This window comes from Edaphocola aurantiacus (genome assembly GCF_019797745.1).
GTDB classification, from domain to species: Bacteria; Bacteroidota; Bacteroidia; order Chitinophagales; family Chitinophagaceae; genus Edaphocola; species Edaphocola aurantiacus.
Map to the genome: position 1 here is coordinate 475,571 of NZ_VOSI01000003.1, position 19,609 is coordinate 495,179.

General features: G+C 43.1%; 18 protein-coding genes. 4 read left to right on the top strand and 14 right to left on the bottom strand.

Annotated features, from left to right (window positions below; genetic code table 11):
* Positions 1-18: 18 nt before the first annotated feature.
* The 12 genes from FTD44_RS10770 to FTD44_RS10825 form a co-directional block, all read right to left on the bottom strand.
* Complete coding sequence (locus FTD44_RS10770; RefSeq protein ID WP_222166447.1) at positions 19-1,275, bottom strand: M16 family metallopeptidase; 1,257 nt, start codon at positions 1,273-1,275, stop codon at positions 19-21.
* Positions 1,276-1,297: 22 nt separating this feature from the next.
* Entirely contained in the window at positions 1,298-2,413 is a 1,116-nt protein-coding gene (locus tag FTD44_RS10775) for an ABC transporter permease (RefSeq protein ID WP_222166448.1), read from the bottom strand.
* 8 nt (positions 2,414-2,421) lie between these two features.
* Complete coding sequence (gene bshA, locus FTD44_RS10780; protein ID WP_222166449.1) at positions 2,422-3,567, bottom strand: N-acetyl-alpha-D-glucosaminyl L-malate synthase BshA; 1,146 nt, start codon at positions 3,565-3,567, stop codon at positions 2,422-2,424.
* A gap of 99 nt (positions 3,568-3,666) precedes the next feature.
* Entirely contained in the window at positions 3,667-4,989 is a 1,323-nt protein-coding gene (locus FTD44_RS10785) for a DUF5689 domain-containing protein (RefSeq protein WP_222166450.1), read from the bottom strand.
* Between the two features lie 217 nt (positions 4,990-5,206).
* Positions 5,207-7,345, bottom strand: a complete 2,139-nt coding sequence (locus FTD44_RS10790) for a TonB-dependent receptor domain-containing protein (protein ID WP_222166451.1) — start codon at positions 7,343-7,345, stop codon at positions 5,207-5,209.
* 8 nt (positions 7,346-7,353) lie between these two features.
* Entirely contained in the window at positions 7,354-7,992 is a 639-nt protein-coding gene (locus tag FTD44_RS10795) for a GIN domain-containing protein (RefSeq protein ID WP_222166452.1), read from the bottom strand.
* A 1-nt stretch (position 7,993) separates the two neighbouring features.
* Positions 7,994-9,064 carry a zinc metalloprotease gene (locus tag FTD44_RS10800; RefSeq protein ID WP_222166453.1) on the bottom strand — a complete coding sequence of 357 codons (1,071 nt, stop codon included), beginning with the start codon at positions 9,062-9,064 and terminating at the stop codon, positions 7,994-7,996.
* A complete protein-coding gene (locus tag FTD44_RS10805) occupies positions 9,058-10,041 on the bottom strand; it encodes a lysophospholipid acyltransferase family protein (RefSeq protein WP_222166454.1) in 984 nt (327 codons plus the stop codon). The genes FTD44_RS10800 and FTD44_RS10805 overlap by 7 nt, the downstream gene beginning before the upstream one ends.
* Positions 10,042-10,341: 300 nt before the next feature.
* A complete protein-coding gene (locus tag FTD44_RS10810; protein ID WP_129021445.1) occupies positions 10,342-10,527 on the bottom strand; it encodes a hypothetical protein in 186 nt (61 codons plus the stop codon).
* Positions 10,528-10,557: 30 nt separating this feature from the next.
* Entirely contained in the window at positions 10,558-10,734 is a 177-nt protein-coding gene (locus FTD44_RS10815) for a hypothetical protein (RefSeq protein ID WP_161971311.1), read from the bottom strand.
* A gap of 32 nt (positions 10,735-10,766) precedes the next feature.
* A complete protein-coding gene (locus FTD44_RS10820) occupies positions 10,767-10,940 on the bottom strand; it encodes a hypothetical protein (protein WP_161971310.1) in 174 nt (57 codons plus the stop codon).
* Positions 10,941-10,997: 57 nt separating this feature from the next.
* The gene (locus tag FTD44_RS10825) at positions 10,998-12,383 is read right to left on the bottom strand and encodes a radical SAM/SPASM domain-containing protein (protein WP_222166455.1); all 1,386 of its coding nucleotides are present in this window, start codon (positions 12,381-12,383) and stop codon (positions 10,998-11,000) included.
* A gap of 438 nt (positions 12,384-12,821) precedes the next feature.
* Between FTD44_RS10825 and purH the strand changes: the two genes are divergently transcribed.
* Both purH and FTD44_RS10835 read left to right on the top strand, forming a co-directional pair.
* Positions 12,822-14,336, top strand: a complete 1,515-nt coding sequence (purH, locus tag FTD44_RS10830) for a bifunctional phosphoribosylaminoimidazolecarboxamide formyltransferase/IMP cyclohydrolase (protein ID WP_222166456.1) — start codon at positions 12,822-12,824, stop codon at positions 14,334-14,336.
* A gap of 84 nt (positions 14,337-14,420) precedes the next feature.
* The gene (locus FTD44_RS10835; RefSeq protein WP_222166457.1) at positions 14,421-15,602 is read left to right on the top strand and encodes a class I SAM-dependent methyltransferase; all 1,182 of its coding nucleotides are present in this window, start codon (positions 14,421-14,423) and stop codon (positions 15,600-15,602) included.
* Here the strand turns inward: FTD44_RS10835 and FTD44_RS10840 are convergent, their stop codons facing one another.
* Positions 15,603-16,055 carry an META domain-containing protein gene (locus FTD44_RS10840; RefSeq protein ID WP_222166458.1) on the bottom strand — a complete coding sequence of 151 codons (453 nt, stop codon included), beginning with the start codon at positions 16,053-16,055 and terminating at the stop codon, positions 15,603-15,605.
* A 178-nt stretch (positions 16,056-16,233) separates the two neighbouring features.
* Here FTD44_RS10840 and FTD44_RS10845 point away from each other — a divergent pair, with 178 nt between their 5' ends.
* Positions 16,234-16,725: a YajQ family cyclic di-GMP-binding protein gene (locus tag FTD44_RS10845; protein ID WP_222166459.1), complete on the top strand. Its 492-nt coding sequence runs from the start codon at positions 16,234-16,236 to the stop codon at positions 16,723-16,725.
* 57 nt (positions 16,726-16,782) lie between these two features.
* On the top strand, positions 16,783-17,550 hold the full coding sequence (locus FTD44_RS10850) for a class I SAM-dependent methyltransferase (protein ID WP_222166460.1): 768 nt from the start codon (positions 16,783-16,785) through the stop codon (positions 17,548-17,550).
* A 39-nt stretch (positions 17,551-17,589) separates the two neighbouring features.
* Here FTD44_RS10850 and abc-f read toward each other — a convergent pair whose 3' ends face one another.
* Positions 17,590-19,539: a ribosomal protection-like ABC-F family protein gene (abc-f, locus tag FTD44_RS10855; protein WP_222166461.1), complete on the bottom strand. Its 1,950-nt coding sequence runs from the start codon at positions 19,537-19,539 to the stop codon at positions 17,590-17,592.
* Positions 19,540-19,609 lie beyond the last annotated feature (70 nt).

Below are 19,609 nucleotides of genomic sequence, written 5' to 3' on the forward strand. Positions count from 1 at the left end.
TATATATTAATTATGATACTATTCTGCAATCGGTTCATTGGTTTGCTTCAGGTAGTGCAATGTATTACTATTGCCCGGTCTGAAAATTTCCCTGGCTACTTCTTTTACCTCAGCAGCAGTTACCAGTGCATATTTCGTCATTTCGGTATTCATCATATCGGCATCACCCAGCAGTTCATAAAACGCCAGGTTATTGGCACGGGCCAGCAGGTTCATATCTTCGAAAGCAACCATAGATTCCAGTCTGTTGATGGATTTATGCAGTTCTTCTTCCGTAATACCTTTGTCCTGTAGTGTTTTCAGGGCTGCATCCACAGCCGCTTCTGCATCTTCAATAGCCACACCCTCTACCAGCTTACCTTCTACCACGATAATGCCCGGATCTATACTGCCGGTATGATAACAGCTGATGTTGCTGAACAGGCGTTGTTCCTTAACCAGCTCCTGGTACATACGGGACGATTGTCCGCTGCCCATTACTTCTGTAATAATATCAGCCGCATGGTATTGATTATCTAAACGGTTACCGATATGCCAGGTTTTATATAGTGCATTCAGGGGTACATCTGCCGTAATGGTTTCTCTGCGATCTTCGGTTTGCACCGGTTCTGCAGGCAGTTGACGGGTATATTTCTCTCCGGAAGGGATATTTCCAAACCACTTCTCTACCAGTACTTTTATCGCTTCGGTCTCTACATCGCCCGCTACACACAAGATCGCATTTAACGGATTGTAGTGCTTTTGGAAGAATGCTTTTACATCTCCAAGCTGCGCCTCTTCTATATGACTGAGCTCTTTACCGATGGTCATCCATTTATAAGGATGGGTAGTATAGGTCAGCTCGCGTACATGCTTCCAGGCATCACCATAAGGCTTGTTGATATAGTGTTCTTTAAACTCTTCGCACACCACCTTACGCTGCACTTCCAGGCTCTTTTCACTAAATGCCAGGGAAAGCATACGATCACTCTCCAGCCACAAAGCCGTTTCGATATTCTCTTTTGGTAATTGAATGTAGTAGTTGGTGAAATCGTTAGTCGTATAGGCATTATTCTCACCACCGGCCATCTGTAATGGCTCATCATATTCAGGAATGTTGACAGAACCGCCAAACATCAGGTGTTCAAATAAGTGTGCAAATCCTGTTCTGTGCTCCTCTTCATCACGTGCGCCCACATCATACAGTACATTTACGGCCACCATAGGGGTGGTTTCGTCTTTATGTACGATCACGCGGAGACCGTTGGCTAAAGTAAATTTATCGAATTGAATCATAATTGTCTTTTTAAAATTTGTGTTACTCCCACTTAAAGAGCTTGGCTGCAAGACCATACCCGATCACGCCCCAGATCAGCAGCACCAGGATCTCCCATTTCACCTGCCAGAGGCTGGCTCCGTCAAAGGCAATCGCCCGCAGTGCATTGTTGTAATAGGTCAATGGCATCAGTTTAGCAAAGAACTGCAACCATTTCGGTAAAGCATCTATAGAGAAGAAAGTGCCGGCCAGTAAGAACTGCGGCAGTGTAAAGATATTGGCTAATGGTGGAATAGTTGCATCGCTTTTGGCAATACCGCTGATCACAAAGCCAAAGCTCATGAATACCAGCAGGGCAATAGCCGAAACCACCAGCATCGAAAATACGGTACTCGCCCCGTTGACCAGGGTGTAATCAAAGAAATATTTACCGATCAGGATGATGAGTAATGCGCCCAATAACTGGAAGATCAGCCGGGCTACCCCCTCGCTCAGGAGCATATTGCTGCGTCGGATAGGTGTGGCGAAGAAGCGCTTCAGTACCAGCATCTGGCGTAAATGGAAAAATACGAATGCTGTGCCAAATACGCTGGCTGCCAATAAGGAGAACCCCAATTGTCCGGGTAATATAAAGTCTATGGTTTTGAACTGGCGGGACTGGATAACGGTTTTGTTTACCGCTACAATTTCCGCAGAACGATGGTGCAGTAAGGAGTCTTCATCCAGCATCGATTGATTGATAATAGCCTGCAGTTGTTCTGCATTGGCCATCTTCGCTACATTGGAATGGATATCTACGATATACCTGCCGTTTTGCTTTGTGTCTTTACGGATATTTAATACCGTAGCCAGGGCACCTTTTTGTAATTGTGCATTCAGCTCAGCGGTGTCTTTGATATCCCGGTTGAATTTTACAATCGGGTTATGACTCAGCTCCCTGTATATAGGATTTAAAGTATCACTGTTAGGGTTGAGCGCCACGCTGATGCTGTTCCTGCTACCCCCCATAAATCCGAATACCAGGATAAAGACCAGTGGGAATGCCAGGCTGAATACCACCGATGAGGGGCTCTTCAGCATTGACTTAATAGAGGCTTTGGTTAAAGCCAGGAATGCCCGGAACTGGCTGTATGGTTTTGGTGCTGGAGGTACACTCATGAAAAAAATTACTTGCTTTTTTTGTATTCGTCGATCACACGGTTGTATAAGGCTTCATATTGAGGAACTACTTTATCAATTGTGAAGCTGTGAGCGCGATTATACGCATTTTCTTTCATTTTGCTCAGTAAATCTTCATTGCCCAGCAATTTAATGCCCCAGTCTGCCATATCATCTACATCACCAACATCGCTCAGGTACCCTGTTTCACCATGAGTATTGATCTCTGGCAAACCGCCTGCATTGCTGGAAATAACCGGTATACCACAGGCCATAGCTTCCAGTGCGGCAAGCCCGAAACTCTCGTATGCTGATGGCAGCAGGAAGAGGTCCGTTACACTGAATATCTCTTCAACCTGTTCCTGTTTACCCAGGAAGCGAACGTCCGTCTGCAGGTTACAGAACTGTTTTACCAGCTCTTCTGCCTCGATACGCTCCGGTCCGTCACCGATCATCAGTAATTTACTGGGCACCTCTTTACGGATCTTTTCAAAGATCTTGATCACATCATCTACCCTTTTTACCTTACGGAAGTTAGAGACATGGGCAATGATCTTCTCTCCGTTCGGAGCAATCATTTTTTTGAAATGAGATTTGTCTTTACGCTGGAAGCGATCCACATCAACGAAGTTGTAGATTACATCGATCTCCTTCTCAATCTTGAAGTAAGCCAGCGTTTCGTCTTTAAGGTTGTTCGATACTGCCGTAATCGCCGAAGACTGGTTCATGGAGAACGTTACTACTGGCGCATAGGTCTTGTCGCGGCCTACGAGGGTAATATCTGTACCATGCAGTGTGGTAATGTAAGGTAAACCTTTGCCGCCTTTCTCCAGGATCTGCTGGGCAAAGTATGCTGCAGAGGCATGTGGAATGGCGTAGTGTACATGCAGTACATCCAGGTCATAGTTATTTACTACACTTACCAGGGTGCTGACCAGTGCTGTCTCATACGGCGGAAAGTCAAACAGCGGGTAAACCGGCACGCTGACTTCGTGGAAAAAGATATTCGGTCTGAAACTATTGATCAGCCTAACCGGCTGCTGATAAGTAATAAAGTGTACATCGTGGCCTTTGTCGGCCAATGCTATACCCAATTCTGTCGCCAACACACCGCTCCCTCCAAACGTAGGATAGCACACAATACCTATTTTCATAAAGAAAGATAAAAGATAACAATATTGTTTTGCCCCGCAAAGATATAAAAAAAGGTTGCTCATATAAAGCAACCTTTATCACAATAATTTATAGGAATATTAGTTTCCTAATACTTTGATATCATCAACCTCAAAAGTACCTGTTGCACCACTGGAACTACCGGTATATTTAAAACCGATATATACCTGCTGACCTGCGAAAGATGCCGGAATACTCACATTAATATCTTTCCATGCCCAGTTAGCCTGTCCGGATACAGTAATCGCATCCAGCTCTGTCCATGAAGAAGCCGCCGGGTCACCATTATAGCTTGTTGTTACATAAGCTTTAAGTGTTGCCGCATCAGGGAAGCCATAAGTAGACCTCAGGGATAAAGCATACGTGCTGTACCCGCTTAAGTTTACAGCTGGTGTGATCAGCCATGATTTTACATCAGACTGTCCCGATTGGTAAGCGGTGATCTTAGCATACGGATTAGAACCACCATATACATATTGCATACTTCCTGCTTCGGCTACATTAGCCCAGCCGGTTAAGCTTACAATCGCATTGGCTGCACCACCGGTAAAATCTTCACTGAATAAGGTTACCCCATTAGCCGATCCGCATCTCGCACCAGAGAAGCGTACGTCAGTTGTATCTCTGATGAATAACTGCGGTGTGCTGCGGCTGCCGGAAACGAATTTGGTATACAGACCCACAATAACACCACTACCTGTCGGAGTAGTCATTGGCTGAAAGCGGGAGTAGTTACTTGTTCTTAATACAATACCGGTACCAGAGGCCCCACAACCTTCCAGGTCTCTGTTGGTTGTTCCGCTTGGTGCAGCATAAGGCTGACCAGGATTGGTAAACTGCGTATTTCTGATGGCTACAAGCGTATTCAGGCGGGCTCCGTTTGCTTCAGCATTAGCCAGCTCATCATAAGAGAATGTATCCACCTTGATCGGGTTCGGATAATTAGCCTTTACGATAAAGTTATCGGCCATTGCAAATGGAATAGCTACGATAGACTGTCTTTCATCGAGACCATAGCCCAGTTGAATCATACCACCATAAGTACCCATTGTCAGGCCCTTACATTTAATATATACTTTACGACCTACAGGATAATCATTATATATATTATTCTGATCCAGGTTGATTTCCAGTCCGCCGGTTTCATCCTGGATAACGAACTTTTTATAATAGTTACCACTGCGGTCATCCATTACTACAATACCGGATACCACAACATCTGCCGTAATAGCTGTACCAATCGGCATGGCTAATACTTGTGCAATTGTATGGGTAACAGGAATCTTAGGATCATTTCCTGTATTGTCAATAGGTTCGTCATGTCCTTTTTTAACGCAGGCGTTAAAGGTTAATGTGGATGCAGCAAGCGTACCACAGAGCAACAGTAGAGATAATTTTTTCATATTATAATTGAACTGAATCGCAAAATTAGACCAATATTTAAATTATGATTCACTTGAGCAGGGAAACAACAATTTATTAATATACAGGCACTTATATCCTTAACGATAAGATAATATGCTTACTGTTGCTGATGTATATATGATGTAATATGTTAATGTGATTTTGCAGCCTTCTGAAAATAAAAATATCCGGTAGCATACCGGATATTTTTATTTTTTACTGAACAATATTGGTTGGTGTTTCCGTTCTTGGCTGCTCTTCTATAAACTGATCTTCCTTGGTTTTTTTGGAGTGACTGGAGCGGAATTTATAGCTGAGGGATAGTCCGACTCTCCTGGTGTCATACTTGCTGTAATAGCTTACACCAGAACCCATATCCTGTAGCGCATTCCGGTTGGTATTGAACAGGTCATACACAAATACAGATGCCGAGAGGTTATTATTCCAGAAACGGCGCGACAGATTCAGGTCAAACTGGTTATTCAATGGCTGCTGTATCATGAAGTAATAATGATTACCGCCTTTCGATGAGGAATAATACTGTGCCATCAGTTTTACTTTCAATGGCAGTACCAGCTGTGTCGTGAGGTGCAGGTTCCAGATGGATTTAGAGGTAATGCCTTCAATATTAAAACGATTGTTTCCGGCCTGGGCATACAGAAAATTCATTTCATCAGGGTTAAAGTTGAATCGCAACGTCTGCTTGAGTCCTTTAGTGAAGATCATGAACGGAACAGGAATACCGATATTGAAATTATAATGCATCAGCTCCGGAACATTCACCATAACATTATTTACCGTGCTATTGACATCAACCAACCTGTCGGTGATGAAGTTACGGGCATGTCTTATATTATAGGACACGAAAAAGTAATTGAATGCACTCAGCTTCACTTCATAGTTGTCAGAAAGTGTAGGCGCCAATCCCGGATTACCACCGAAGGATAAATTAGGGTTTACATAATTGACATTATTCGGGTTCAGCGCTGCCAGGTTAGGTAAGGTAATCTTACTGTTATAATTCATGTTGAGGTGTATCCCCTTCATGATATTATACTGGAGGGTAGCATTAGGATAATACCGCAGCTTATTGTAGGAAGGTACCTTGTCTGTGATGAACGTACCGGTTATATCATATTTTTCCAGGCGGTTGCCCAGGATGAAATCCCATTTATGGTAAGAACCTTTAAGTTCCAGGTATGCAGCCAGTGTATTTCTCTGGTATTTAAAATTCCTGATCTCGAAACTGCTGGCTCTGAAATCGACACCTTCCATCAGCAATCCTCCGTTAATGCTGGACTCGCGCAGGCCGCCGATTGTAAGACTCTGGCTGTAATCGATTTTGGCGAGCAGGATTTCGCTTATGTTTTCATTGTCGAGCAATGCTGGAGTGTTCTGCTGTTTAGACTCCAGGTTATTGAGGTTACGGTTGGTGTTGTAGCTCAGGTTAACATCCAGGGTCTGACCAGGATGTTTAAATCTTTTCTGATAGGTCGCCGCAAGGTCATGGTTATTCCGGTTGGCCAGGCCATTGTCGTCGGACTGGAAACCGGTACTGAAGGAGTATATAGATGACTTGTCCCGGTTATGACTCAGCCTGTAGTTCAGGATAAGACGGTCTCTTTTGAAATAATATTTCAGGCCGGCATTCAGGAAAGTGTAATTGAGTGTACGGTCAACATCATTCGTTGAATAAGTGTTTTGCTCTTTAAAGAAACGGCTGTTTTGCGTTTGCTCAATATGGTTCTGCCCGATCTGCAATTGCAGTCCTACATTGTTTATCCTTGAATTGAGGGAAAGATTATTATTAAATCTCAGGTTTTTACTATCGGGTGCATAACTGATGCCATTGCCATAGGTAGCCGAGAAATAGTCCATAGAATTATTGGACGTAATAATATTAACGATGGCTCCCCCACCTGTAGCCGGAAATTCAGCCCCGGGTTGGGTAATTACCTCTACCCTGTCTACCGAGTTGCCGGGCATTCCTTCCAGGTAATTGTTCAGGTCGCCGGAGGAGAGATTCACCGGTCTGCCATCTACATACACCGTGAGTTGTTTGCCCTGGTATACCACACCCGTCACATCAGAAACCAGTAATCCGGGTAATTTTTTTAATCCTTCTAGGGTAGATCCGTTGGTCAGAAAATCATGACCGGCAAAATTGAAGATTGTCCGGTCAGCTTTTACGATGGCAAGGCTGCGACGGCCTTCAACGACCACTTCTTTCATTTTCTGGCCTTTGATCATCTGGCTGGTATCTGCGGTAGATGCAATCGTATCATTATTCTGGGCATATCCGGTCACAAGGAATAAGCTGGCGGCACCGGTAGTCAGTATTACTTTATAATTCATGTAAGGTTTTATTTTAAGATCACTAAGCGTTCGGTATTGATGTCGGCATTATTGTCTGAATTGTGTACTCTGGTCGTTCCCTCCAGCAGGATATCGCCGTTACCATTCAAGGTTGTATTGATGGTCTGCGCTTCGATCTGGTTGAAGGCTATATCTCCGTTTCCGCTCAGGGTCATGGTACAGGTACCGACTTTTGTTTTGTAAGGACTTGAAATGTCCCCATTGCCATTCAGACTTAAGGTAAGCTCACTGAGGTCAAAGCTGTCGGCCAGGATAATGTCACCATTTCTTAATAACTCCAGGTTTAAGCTGGTCGTTTTTTTGGGCACACGAAACTCTATACGCGGGTATTGATCTTTCTCTGTTGTGGCTTTTGATTGTCCCTTTCCCGGTTCCTGGTACAGGTATACCTCAGAACCGGTTCTGGATACCTTGTATTTATCCTCATTTAAAATGCGGATGCTCGCGGTATCATCGTCTGTGCGCAATACAGTAATTGTTGCATTGCCTTTAAGCGATAGCTGGTTATTGCTGTATTTAATTTCGTTTACATTGGTCTTGTCATTGCCATTACTGAAAAAGCGGCAGGCACTCAGCGATCCGGCAGCGCAGGCCAGCATCAGGTATACAATATAACGTTTGCTCATTTTATGATTTGAATTTACTGATGATACTATTAATAAGAAAGTATACGAATATCAAAGAGTATATGCCTTTGAACAGGGATACATAAGTGATATTATGGAAGTCTATGTCCAATACACCGGACATATTGCGTATAAATATACTCAATACATAAAAGATAAAAATGAAATGTGCAATGCTGTAGAAAAAGTAGAACAGATCAAACTTCACTTCTTTCTTGAATAATTTATAGAGGTACTGATTAGAATTTTCAAAGAGATTGGGCTTGCCAAAGAAATCTGATAATACCCAGTACCCGTCTGTTTTAATAAAAGGAAACAGGGAAAAGAAGATTACCGCAATATTGATATTATACAATACAAACAGGAATTCTTTATGAGCAAAGAAAATAATACTCATGACCAGTGTGAAAAACAGCTGGAAGAAGATTCCCGAAAGGTTGACGATGATTCTCTTTTCCTTATTCAGCACCCATATACAACTGATATTGGAATATAATACCGGCAGGATAAAGAAGAGTCCGAAACCGATTTCGCGTGGTGCCAGATTGAATCTCTTGGTGGCCACCGAATGGCCCAGTTCATGAATGATGAGGGTACACAGAAAGATGGGATAAAGGATATAATAGTTTACCCCTGTCACCTTTGTGATATGCCCTTTCAGGTAATAATACATCCCGATATACATAGCCACTACAGCCAGCAAGCCTATGATAAACTGCAGCAGGCTGGGTCTGATCAGGAATTTGAGCTTGTCGGATATAATATTGACATACCGGGCATTCAGTAAAGTGATCTTTAACTTAACCGAACTTTTGTGTTCTGTGCTGATGATGTCATGCACCTCATTGTTCAGGTTCTCTACAATAAAAGTAGTCTCTTCGGGACTTAACTGAAATTGATTTCCGATACTGCCGTAATTAAGACCCGGATTCTTTTTGACGTATTCTATAAAGCCGAAAGTGAACTCACTGATGAGGAAAAAATTATTATTGAACTCGATAAAATAACGCTCCTCAGACTGGTTATGGTGAAGTTGTACTGCTGCAACATTTTCTGTAAATCGCTCTAACATGTGCCTATAATTTTATATTTGATCAGGTCTGTTACAAATCCGTTGTGCTCAAACAGCTCCTCTATTTCGTCCAGTTTAAAAGTAAGGTTATTGGTCTCGCAGTACTCAATAATTTCTGTAGTGCGGTCACTGATCTTAAAGAAGGAGAAATACTCCTGTGTAAAAAGGTACTTATTGTCTTTGTCTTTAAGGATGTCATACCGGTCTTTGCAGAAGGTATAGTCCTGCTCCCGGGCAATATGGTCTGTATCGCCGGGCAGGGAAGGTTTCATAAATTTATATATAGTATGGTACGATTCCCATTGTTCTGGATATTGTACCAGCATTTTTTCAAAGTCTTTCCAGACAGCAGCCATAGAAAACTGTTCCGGCTCAATGTCCTTTAATTCGATATGCCGCTTCCCGTCTTTCCAGTAGCCAAGCCCCTGAGTAATCGGGTATTTCAGTTTGGCGGCGATCTCAAATAAGCTGTTGCGCACCAGCATTGTCTCGTGCAGCAACTCAATTTCTTTTACATTATTACTTTTGTCAATAGCATTCGATCCCGATCCGATATCAATCAGCGAGAATAAAGCTTTACCGGATTTCATGGCTTCTACAATCTGGCGGAAGCCTGTATACGAATCGGCGTATATAACCGTATTTTCATTAAACTTAAGATCTACCGTTTTAGAGAACTCAATAAAATGCTCAACCCTGTCGCGCGAATGCTGCGAGGCAATAAAAATAACATCTATCTCCATTCTTTTGATCAGGTGGTACAGAATATACAAGAACGGCCCAAAGTGAAAAGAGAAATATAACCGGTTACCCAACTGGCTGTTGAGTGTAAATACATTCTCAAAATCATGCTCTTTCAGGCAATGTTCGTTATTGAATAACAGGTAGTCCTGATACCGTTCATAAATAGATTCATGATCCTCGCGGAAGAATCGCTTCAGCGTGGCCTTTGTCAGTGCTTCGTTATATAAATTCATACGTGCTGATATTAAGATGGTCGGTATAGTATGGTTAAAACAAGCCAGGGGCCACTTTATACAGTGGCGAACCCTGGCCGGTTTAGTATCTTGGATAAAATCGTTTGCGCTGTTTAGTTGTGGCAGGTTTTCACGCTCAGGTTATGACCCGCACCTGTACGGATGCAGTATTGCTGCTATTGGGTACAGTTTATGAAGGGATTTATTGCGCCATTATACAGGCACTCCTTCATTATTTACTACTTCAGGCAGCTTTTCAACTGTTCGAAATTATTCATGATAATAAGTGGTTATTCCGGACTAGCCTTTAGTCGTAGGTGTCGGCTTAACTACCTCTTTAGGGTTACAGCTGGAGTCAGTCCATGAGCAACAGCCGTTGCTGCCTTCTTCTAAAGATTGTGATGGTACCAGTTGCACCATTTCCAGGCGCTCTTCCAGTTTTACTACTTCGAGTTTTTTCTTTAATTGATCGAAACTGTTGTTCATAGTTTTGTTGATTAAGGATTAGGAAAAAAATTACTTAGTGGTTGGTTTTACAACTTCTTTAGGATTGCAGTTAGAATCGGTAAAAGAGCAACAGCCATTGTCACCTTCCAGGGTGGCAGTTGATGCTACTAATTGTACCATTTCCAGGCGCTCTTCCAGCTTTACTACTTCCAGTTTTTTCTTCAGTTGTTCGAAACTGTTGTTCATAATTGTTATTGTTTAGGGGTTAGGAATAAATACTATTTCGGAGTTGGTTTTACAACTTCTTTAGGGTTACAGCTGGAGTCGGTGAAGGAGCAACAGCCGTTATCGCCTGCTTCTAAGGTTGCAGAAGGCACCATTTGTACCATTTCCAGGCGCTCTTCCAGCTTTACTACTTCCAGCTTTTTCTTCAGTTGTTCGAAACTGTTCATAATTGATATGTATTTAGGGGGTTAGAAAATATCAGGTTGGTTGCCGGCAGTGCCGGTTTAGCCTATGCTCAGGTAGCTCACTTCATTCTTATCCGCATCCAGCATATTATTGGCATAGAACTGTGCTACAATGCGGTCCGGGAAATTGAACTTCACAGACGGGCAGGCTTGTATACCCTCATGCCATAGCTTAGGGCATTGTCCGCCGCATATAGGTAGTATCTTGCATTTAGAGCAAGGCACCTCTCCGTTCAGGATAGTGTCGTTCCAGTTGCTGAACGGACGGAAGGTTTCATCGATCAGTTCGTTGGAAGAATGAGTGTATTGTGCAATGCGGTGCTGATGATTATTCGTCTCATATACCGGTACCTGAGATACTTCGGAACAGTTAAAGAGGTTGCCTTCGGCATCAAACAATTCCGCATTATCTTTCAGGCTCATGCACACAATATTTTTTTGCTGGCCGGGTACAAATTGTATCGGATAGCCTTTGGCCAGTAATTGCAGCTTCATCTCCAGCTCTATATCTGCAAATTCAGTATCAGAGAGCGAGGTAAAGTGTGCATCATTACCCCAGGAGTGGATCGGAGCCAGGTAGAACTTCGCGTACTTGAATATATTTTCCTGTTCCAGCAGTTCTACCAGTTCAGTAATGCTCTCGTAGTTATTCTTATCTATATTGGAACGAATGATCATAGTTGGCTTATGCTGTGCAAACCGTTCATCATTTACAATAGATTTGAGGTTGTTGAGGATAATATCGAAGGTCTGGTTGCCTTCCTTGGTATGCCGGCGCTGGTCGTGATAGGTTGCCGTACCATCCAGCGTGATTTCAAACTCATCTACCTTATGGTTTAGTAGCAGGTCAAAAAAGATTTCACGTTTTAGACTAAGCCCGTTGGTAACGATCTTTGCACTGTAGTCCAGTTGCTGCTCACGGCATAATTCCTGAAACCGGTTGCTCAGGCTGCGGATAGATTTGATCCCCATCAGCGGCTCACCTCCAAACCAGCAAATGCCCAGTGCTTTATACTCCTTCTTAGTAAGGTTATGTACTACCCTGCTCAGGATCGCCTCTTCCTGGAAGAATCCCATCGTCTTTTTGTTGTGAGACTGGCCGCAGTAACTGCATCCTAACTGGCAGTTCGCAGAGGGCTGTATAGACTGGTATAAGGTATAGCTGTCATTATCGATAGCCTGCTTGTTTACCGTAATGTGCTCCTGCAGTTCGTTTGTTTCCGATAAACGTATGAACTTATCTTCCACCAGCTTATTCAGGATATTTTCCGGTATCTGTTCAAACTGTCCTTCTTCTATCAATCCGCCGATCTGTTGATCCAGGGCATATAGTTTATTGGATAAAGTGGAATAAATGATTTCATATTTTCCGCCGACAAGCACATTTCCTTTAATAAAGTAATAACTCTTTTTATACTGCATCATATTGATTTTTTTCAGGCCTCAGTGATCAGTTTTACGCCTTTCTCTTTATAAATCCGTTAACTAAAGCTAAGGTATATCATATAAATGTGAAATAAAACAGTACTGTGACAAATAATTCATGAAACAGAGAAAAAATAAAATAATTTATTTTTGATAATTTATAATAAGATGGTTTTTATTAATTCATTTATTTGAGAAAAAATCTATTTTAATAAAAAAAATGCTGCTATCCTGTCAAATACACCTGAAAACAGCTCTTTTGTCCTGTTTCTGGAGCATTATTTATACATCAATGTGCTGATTAATGGAGTGCTGTAGTCTGCGGCGGCTTATGGCCGGATGTGATTAGTAGCCTGTTTAAGGTACTTTTTGAATACTTGCAAAAAATACCGAAATTTGCAGCCCAAAGCAATTGGCTAATATTTCAATATCAATTATATGTCTACAAAATCGATCAAATCGGCTTTAATTTCCGTATTCTACAAAGATGGTCTGGCACCGCTGGTGCAGGAACTGCACCGTCAGGGAGTAACCATTTACTCTACTGGTGGTACACAGCAGTTTATTGAAGACCTGAGCATCCCATGTGTTCCGGTAGAAAGCCTGACTACCTACCCTGCTATCCTGGGCGGCCGCGTGAAAACCCTGCACCCTGCAGTATTCGGTGGTATCCTGGGCAGAAGAAGCAATGAGCAGGATCTGGAAGAAATGAAAGAATACAATATCCCGGAGATCGACCTGGTGATTGTAGATCTGTATCCATTTGAAGAGACTTTAAAAAATACTAACGAAGAGCAACTGATCATCGAGAAAATCGATATCGGCGGACCTTCTATGATTCGTGCGGCGGCTAAAAACTTTAAAGATTTAGTGGTACTGGCCGATAAGAATGATTATACTGTACTGGAAAACATGCTGCGTGAGCAAAATGGTGAAACCAGTCTGGAACAACGTAAAGCATTTGCTGCCAAAGCATTTGAAGTAGTAATGAACTACGATATTGCGATCAACAACTACTTTAACGGTACTATTTTACAACCGCTGAAACATAAGCAGAGCCTGCGTTACGGTGAGAACCCTCATCAGTCTGCAAGCTTCTACGGTGACCTGAACGAAATCTTCAACCAGGTAAACGGTAAAGAACTGTCTTATAATAACCTGGTTGATGTTGATGCTGCTGTACAACTGATCAGCGATTTCAAAGCGGCTGATGATGCTGTATTTGCGATCATTAAGCATACCAATGTATGTGGTGTGGCTGCAAGAGCTACTGTAAAAGAAGCCTGGGATGCTGCGCTGGCCGGTGATCCGGAAAGTGCTTTTGGTGGTGTACTGATTACCAATAAAACTGTTGATGTAGCTACGGCTAATGCGATTAATGAGATCTTCTTTGAAGTATTAATGGCACCTTCTTTCGATGAAGAAGCACTGACGATCCTGAAATCTAAGAAAAACCGTATCCTACTGGCGATGAACGAGCAAACGGCTTCTTATGTAACCAACTTTAAGTCTATCCTGAACGGTACACTGGTACAGGACGCAGATCAGGGTAACTTCGAGAAATGGGAAGATGTTGGTGGCAGAACGGTTACCGAAGCCGAAAAAGCAGAACTGACGTTTGCTAACATCGTTTGTAAACACCTGAAAAGTAATGCAATCGCATTAGTAAAAGATAAACAACTGATTGGTAAAGGCTGTGGTCAGACCAGCCGTGTAGATGCTCTGCGTCATGCGATTGAGAAAGCCAAACAATTCAAGTTTGACCTGAATGGTGCTGTACTGGCATCTGATGCCTTCTTCCCGTTCAATGACTGTGTGGAGATGGCCGATAAAGAAGGTGTTGTTGCCTTTATCCAACCGGGTGGTTCTATCCGCGATAAAGACAGCATTGAATACTGTAAGGAGCATAACCTGGCTATGGTAATGACCGGTCAGAGACACTTCAGACACTAGTCTTTACTGATTAATATTTTTGATAATTCTGATTCAGCAACACCAGTTTACCTGGTGTTGTTGTGTTAACAAAACACCTGTTTTATGCAACCTGCTTTAAATGACTTTTTTGCTGCCCTGGACCAGAGCATTGCTGACGATAGCCTGGTGAAGATCAGCTTGGGTAACTATCGTGGCACAGAGCCGCTGAAGAATATCTATGTAAAAGCAGTGCTGATCAAGCAGAAAGCGATGCTGAGTTTTACGTATCGCTACAAGACCAGGGATATTGTAAAGAACTATACGCCGGAGGAGGCCCGTACAGAGCTGAGTACTCATATTGCTACAGATCAGTTTCGTATTGCCACCCTTTTTACCACTGCATTTGATGCCGTTCTGGAGTTTAATAAAAGCAATACACTGACATTCCGCAAAGGCAAAGCCAGTCTGAACGTAGTGCCTGAGAAGTCTCATGACCGTACCAAGCAGCGTAAGCTGGAAGCCAATGGTAAGCAGTACCTGCATGAATTACAGATCACAGACGCAGAAGGAAAGGTATATAAAAGTGCGCAGGATAAATTCCGCCAGATCAATCACTATATAGAAATCTTAAGCACCCTGCTGAAAGAGCTGCCGGCAAAGGATATGCTGCATGTAGCAGATATGGGTGCCGGTAAGGGATACCTGACCTTTGCCTTATATGATTACCTGACCAATACCCTGCAGAAACCTGCAACCGTTACGGGTGTGGAGTATCGACAGGACCTGGTAGCACTGTGTAATAACATTGCCGGTAATGTAGGTTTTGATAAACTGCATTTTGAAGAAGGTACAATCGAAGCATACCAGCCCGAAGAGATCGATGTATTGATTGCCCTGCATGCCTGCGATACGGCCACGGACGATGCTATTGCGAAAGGAATTCATGGTGATGCAGACCTGATCGTAGTTGCGCCTTGTTGTCATAAGCAGATCCGCCGCGAGATGGAGCAGCATAAGGCAGATAATGACCTGGACTTCCTGCTGAAGCATGGCATCTTCACCGAACGCCAGTCAGAAATGGTGACCGATGGGATACGCGCGCTGATCCTGGAATATTTCGGCTACCGTACCAAAGTGTTTGAATTTATATCTGATGCACATACGCCTAAAAATGTACTGATCGTAGGCGCTAAAAAAGGCCACCAGGACCCGGCACAGAAACAATTGCTGCTGGATAAAATAAAAAATGCCAAAGCGTACTTTGGCATTCAACAACATTATCTTGAAAAAGTAACGGGTATATAATTAATCCCAGTCCGGTCTTACCGCTGTCAGGAATACTCCTTTGTTGTCTTTCAGATACAGGAAATGACCTTTGATCTCATAGCTCATTTCCTCTTTTACCCCGTGAGAGAAGGCACTCTCCATCTGTGTAATGCCTTCGCAGAACATCATAGTACTGATCACATTGCCGAATTTGATCTTACCTGCAGAGGGAATACTGTAATCAAAGCCCATGCCATTGCAGCCGAAGTTGGCCGCGCCTCTTGAATCTTCTTTGTTGAAGGTAATATAGGCTGCTTTTTTCAGCAGCATCTCATTATCTCCGCCTCTGATTTCTTTCACCATCCATTTTTGTTTCAGTGCTTCAGCATTAGTAGTAACACTACTGTTGGTTTTGTTTTTCTTACCGGCAGCGCAGCTACCCAGCGAAATGGTAGCCATCAGGGCACCGGCGATCAGGAACGAGTATCTCATGTTGTAATAATTTTATGTTTTAAGGATGTTTTAATTAAGATGCAGCAGGAGCTAAAGTTACATATAATACTACAAGGATTAACCAACGCTTAGGATTTTTTGCCCTTTTCATAAGCGTAAGGCTGTTGCTGTCAGCGGATTTAGACATAAAATACTATCTTTGTGTAAACTTATTATTATGCCTTCTTTTGATATCAGTAGTAAAGTAGATTTACAAACTTTAGATAATGCTATTAACACCGCTAAAAAGGAAATCAGCACCCGTTATGATTTCAAAGGTTGTCATTGCGAAATAGATCTGGACAAGAAAAACTTCGTACTGAAACTGGAAATCGAGAGTGAAATGCAGTTAACACAGGCAGAAGATATTATCGTGACCAAAGCGATGCGCCAGGGCCTGGATGCAAAATGTTTTGACCTCAGTAAAGAGCATACTGCATCGGGTAAATATGTTAGAAAAGAAATCAAAATCCGTAATGGTATAGATCAGACCGATGCAAAAAAGATTGTGAAAATGATCAAAGACAGCGGCGCGAAAGTACAGGCAGCGATTATGGATGACATTATCCGTGTAACGGGCAAAAAAATAGATGACCTGCAGGAAGTAATTGCGTTGTGCAGAAGCTCCGCACTGGAACTGCCCCTTCAATTTATCAATATGAAAAGCTAACGCTTTTCATATTTTTTTGGTACCTACCCGATCTCATAACCTTAAGCATAAACTTATATGGACAAGCAAAACAGTACTACACGGTTCAGTGATCGCGTAGAAGACTATAAGCGGTACCGGCCTGGTTATCCTGCTGCGATCGTACCGTTTCTGGAGCAGCATTATGGCTTATCTGCTGCGGAGTATAAAATTGCAGATATTGGTGCGGGTACCGGTATTTCCAGTCGTTTATTCCTCGACCATGGGTATACGGTTATTGGAGTAGAGCCCAATAAAGAGATGCGGCAGGCAGCGATTGCAGATCTGCAGCAGTTTGAAACCTTCAGTATACAGGATGGTACTGCAGAGCATACCGGATTGGACGATGATAGTATTGACGTGCTTATGGCTGCCCAGGCCTTTCACTGGTTTGATAAGGCCGCGGTACGTAAAGAGTTTGCACGCATTCTAAAACCCGAAGGACTGGTTATTTTAATATGGAACGAACGCTTAATCCAAAGCCGGTTCGAGCAGGCATACGATGAGTTGATTCTCCGGTATGCAATAGACTATGTACAGGTGCAGCATCGTAATATTGAATATGCCGATATTAAAATGTTCTTTGCGCCCGGATTCTGTGTACAACATGAGTTTACCAATCAGCAGATTTTCGATTTTGAAGGACTGAAGGGAAGATTATTGTCTTCATCTTATATGCCCAAGGCAGGCCATCAGGCTTATGCAGCCATGATCGCAGAGCTAGAGCAATTGTTTGAACAATATCAGGAAGGTAATACCATTCAAATCAGTTATACTACTAAAATATATATAGGCCGGCTAAGATAATATCCTGCCGGCCTATGCTTAAATGAGATTTTATATCTCTTACAATCCTTCTTCCAGTTCCATCAGCTTTTCAAAAGCAGTATCATACTGTGCCTGCAGGGTATCACATTGTGCGGATTGAGCACTGTAGCGATCTTCAGCCTGCTTGAACAGTATCTTATCTGCATAGATATCTGGGTTGCCCAGGTCACTTTCATATTGCGCTTTCAGTTTCACTGCTTCACTCAATTGCTGCTCCAGGCGTTCTACCGTTTTCTGTTGCTTTTGTACTTCTTTCTGCTGCGCGCGGTTTACCTGGTTATTATTATTGGTAACCACAGGTGTTTCCTTTACCACAGGCGCTTTCGGAGCATTCTTTTCTGCGGCCAGGGCTTCTTTTGCTTTAGCGGCTGTTTTCTCTTTCCAGTATATCCACTCATCGTACGGGCCTTCGAAGGATTTGATCTTGCCTTCTTCAATCTCCCAGTACTTATTCGCCGTTTTACTCACAAAGTAACGGTCATGCGAAATCAGGATAAGGGTACCTTCATACTGTTGGAGGGCCTCGATCAGCAGTTCTACAGACTGCATATCCAGGTGGTTCGTAGGCTCATCGAGCAGCAGGAAGTTGGCATTGCTGGTGATTACCTTCGCCAGTGCTACCCTCGCTTTTTCTCCTCCCGACAATACCTTGATCTTTTTAAACACATCATCGCCTGAGAAGAGGAAACAGCCCAGGAGCTGTCTCAGCTGCACCTCTGTCTTATTACTGCCACAGGATTTAAGCTCCTCCAGAATTGTATTTTCAACATTCAGACTTTCCAGCTGGTGCTGCGCATAGAAGCTGGCAATTACATTATGCCATCCGGTACGCACCCCTTCAAATGATTCTGTACCGGTAATGATGCGCATTAATGTAGATTTACCTTTACCATTGGCACCTACCAGCGCAATTTTATCGCCACGTATAATTTCTGCATCTGTATTTTTTAGCAGTTGCAGATCTCCATACGCTTTAGATACATTCTTCAGGTCACAGATAATCTTGCCCGGTGTCACAGACACTGCAAAGTTGATGTTCATGCGTGGTCCGCTATCTTCATTCAACGCTATACGGTCCAGTTTTTCCAGGCGCTTGATCGCACTCTGTGCCTGTGCCGCTTTAGTAGCCTGTGCGCGGAAGCGCTCGATAAAGCGTTCCTGCTGTTTGATATATTTCTGCTGGTTCTCGTATTCGCGCTCCATAAACTCCATTCTGGTAGCTTTCTCCTCTTCGTAGAAAGAGTAGTTGCCGGAATAGATATGCAGCTTCTGCTGGAAGAGTTCTACAATCTTGGTGACCATTCTGTCAAGGAAGTAACGGTCATGCGATACGATGATCACCGTGCCAGGATATGATTGCAGGTATTTTTCCAGCCATTCGATAGAGGGTAAATCCAGGTGGTTCGTAGGTTCATCGAGCAGTAGAATGTCGGGTTGCTGCAGCATGATTTTTGCCAGCAGTACACGCATTCTCCATCCGCCGGAAAACTGGTTGTATGGACGGTGCAAATCCTTGGTCTGGAAACCTAAACCTTCCAGCACCGCCGATGCTTTGTGCTCCATTTCATAACCGCCGGCCATTTCAAACTCATGCAGGGCTTCGCTGTATTGCAACAGCAGCGCCTCATCTTCATAATTAGTTTCCAGTTCTTTGGTCAGCTGCTCAATCTGTTTTTCCAATTCTGCAGCCTTCTCATAAGCCTGCATACATACAGAAACAATGCTGTCATCAGTCGAGAAGCTAAGCAGGTCCTGGTTGAAAAAGCCCAATGTGGTATCATTGGCTTTCTGCATATTGCCTGATTCAGCCCGGTATTCTCCGGTGATCAGTCTTAATAATGTAGATTTCCCGGCACCATTAGGTCCGATTAGTCCGATACGTTCATTTTCTCCGATCTGCCAGCTAGCCTCATCAAGCATAGTGCGGGCTCCGAAAGAAAAGGTTATATTATTAAGTGCTAAAAGCATATTACGTGGTGATTATATATTCGTACAAGTAAAAAGATTGCAAATTTAACCCTTTTGCAACAAAGGAATG

Coding starts and splice junctions, on each gene's coding strand:
- FTD44_RS10795 (WP_222166452.1), bottom strand. CDS start 7,992: ATGAGCAAACGTTATATTGTATACCTGATGCTGGCCTGCGCTGCCGGA.
- FTD44_RS10805 (WP_222166454.1), bottom strand. CDS start 10,041: ATGAATTTATATAACGAAGCACTGACAAAGGCCACGCTGAAGCGATTC.
- FTD44_RS10770 (WP_222166447.1), bottom strand. CDS start 1,275: ATGATTCAATTCGATAAATTTACTTTAGCCAACGGTCTCCGCGTGATC.
- FTD44_RS10800 (WP_222166453.1), bottom strand. CDS start 9,064: ATGTTAGAGCGATTTACAGAAAATGTTGCAGCAGTACAACTTCACCAT.
- FTD44_RS10785 (WP_222166450.1), bottom strand. CDS start 4,989: ATGAAAAAATTATCTCTACTGTTGCTCTGTGGTACGCTTGCTGCATCC.
- FTD44_RS10835 (WP_222166457.1), top strand. CDS start 14,421: ATGCAACCTGCTTTAAATGACTTTTTTGCTGCCCTGGACCAGAGCATT.
- FTD44_RS10850 (WP_222166460.1), top strand. CDS start 16,783: ATGGACAAGCAAAACAGTACTACACGGTTCAGTGATCGCGTAGAAGAC.
- FTD44_RS10790 (WP_222166451.1), bottom strand. CDS start 7,345: ATGAATTATAAAGTAATACTGACTACCGGTGCCGCCAGCTTATTCCTT.
- FTD44_RS10775 (WP_222166448.1), bottom strand. CDS start 2,413: ATGAGTGTACCTCCAGCACCAAAACCATACAGCCAGTTCCGGGCATTC.
- abc-f (WP_222166461.1), bottom strand. CDS start 19,539: ATGCTTTTAGCACTTAATAATATAACCTTTTCTTTCGGAGCCCGCACT.
- FTD44_RS10840 (WP_222166458.1), bottom strand. CDS start 16,055: ATGAGATACTCGTTCCTGATCGCCGGTGCCCTGATGGCTACCATTTCG.
- FTD44_RS10810 (WP_129021445.1), bottom strand. CDS start 10,527: ATGAACAACAGTTTCGATCAATTAAAGAAAAAACTCGAAGTAGTAAAA.
- bshA (WP_222166449.1), bottom strand. CDS start 3,567: ATGAAAATAGGTATTGTGTGCTATCCTACGTTTGGAGGGAGCGGTGTG.
- purH (WP_222166456.1), top strand. CDS start 12,822: ATGTCTACAAAATCGATCAAATCGGCTTTAATTTCCGTATTCTACAAA.
- FTD44_RS10820 (WP_161971310.1), bottom strand. CDS start 10,940: ATGAACAGTTTCGAACAACTGAAGAAAAAGCTGGAAGTAGTAAAGCTG.
- FTD44_RS10815 (WP_161971311.1), bottom strand. CDS start 10,734: ATGAACAACAGTTTCGAACAACTGAAGAAAAAACTGGAAGTAGTAAAG.
- FTD44_RS10825 (WP_222166455.1), bottom strand. CDS start 12,383: ATGATGCAGTATAAAAAGAGTTATTACTTTATTAAAGGAAATGTGCTT.
- FTD44_RS10845 (WP_222166459.1), top strand. CDS start 16,234: ATGCCTTCTTTTGATATCAGTAGTAAAGTAGATTTACAAACTTTAGAT.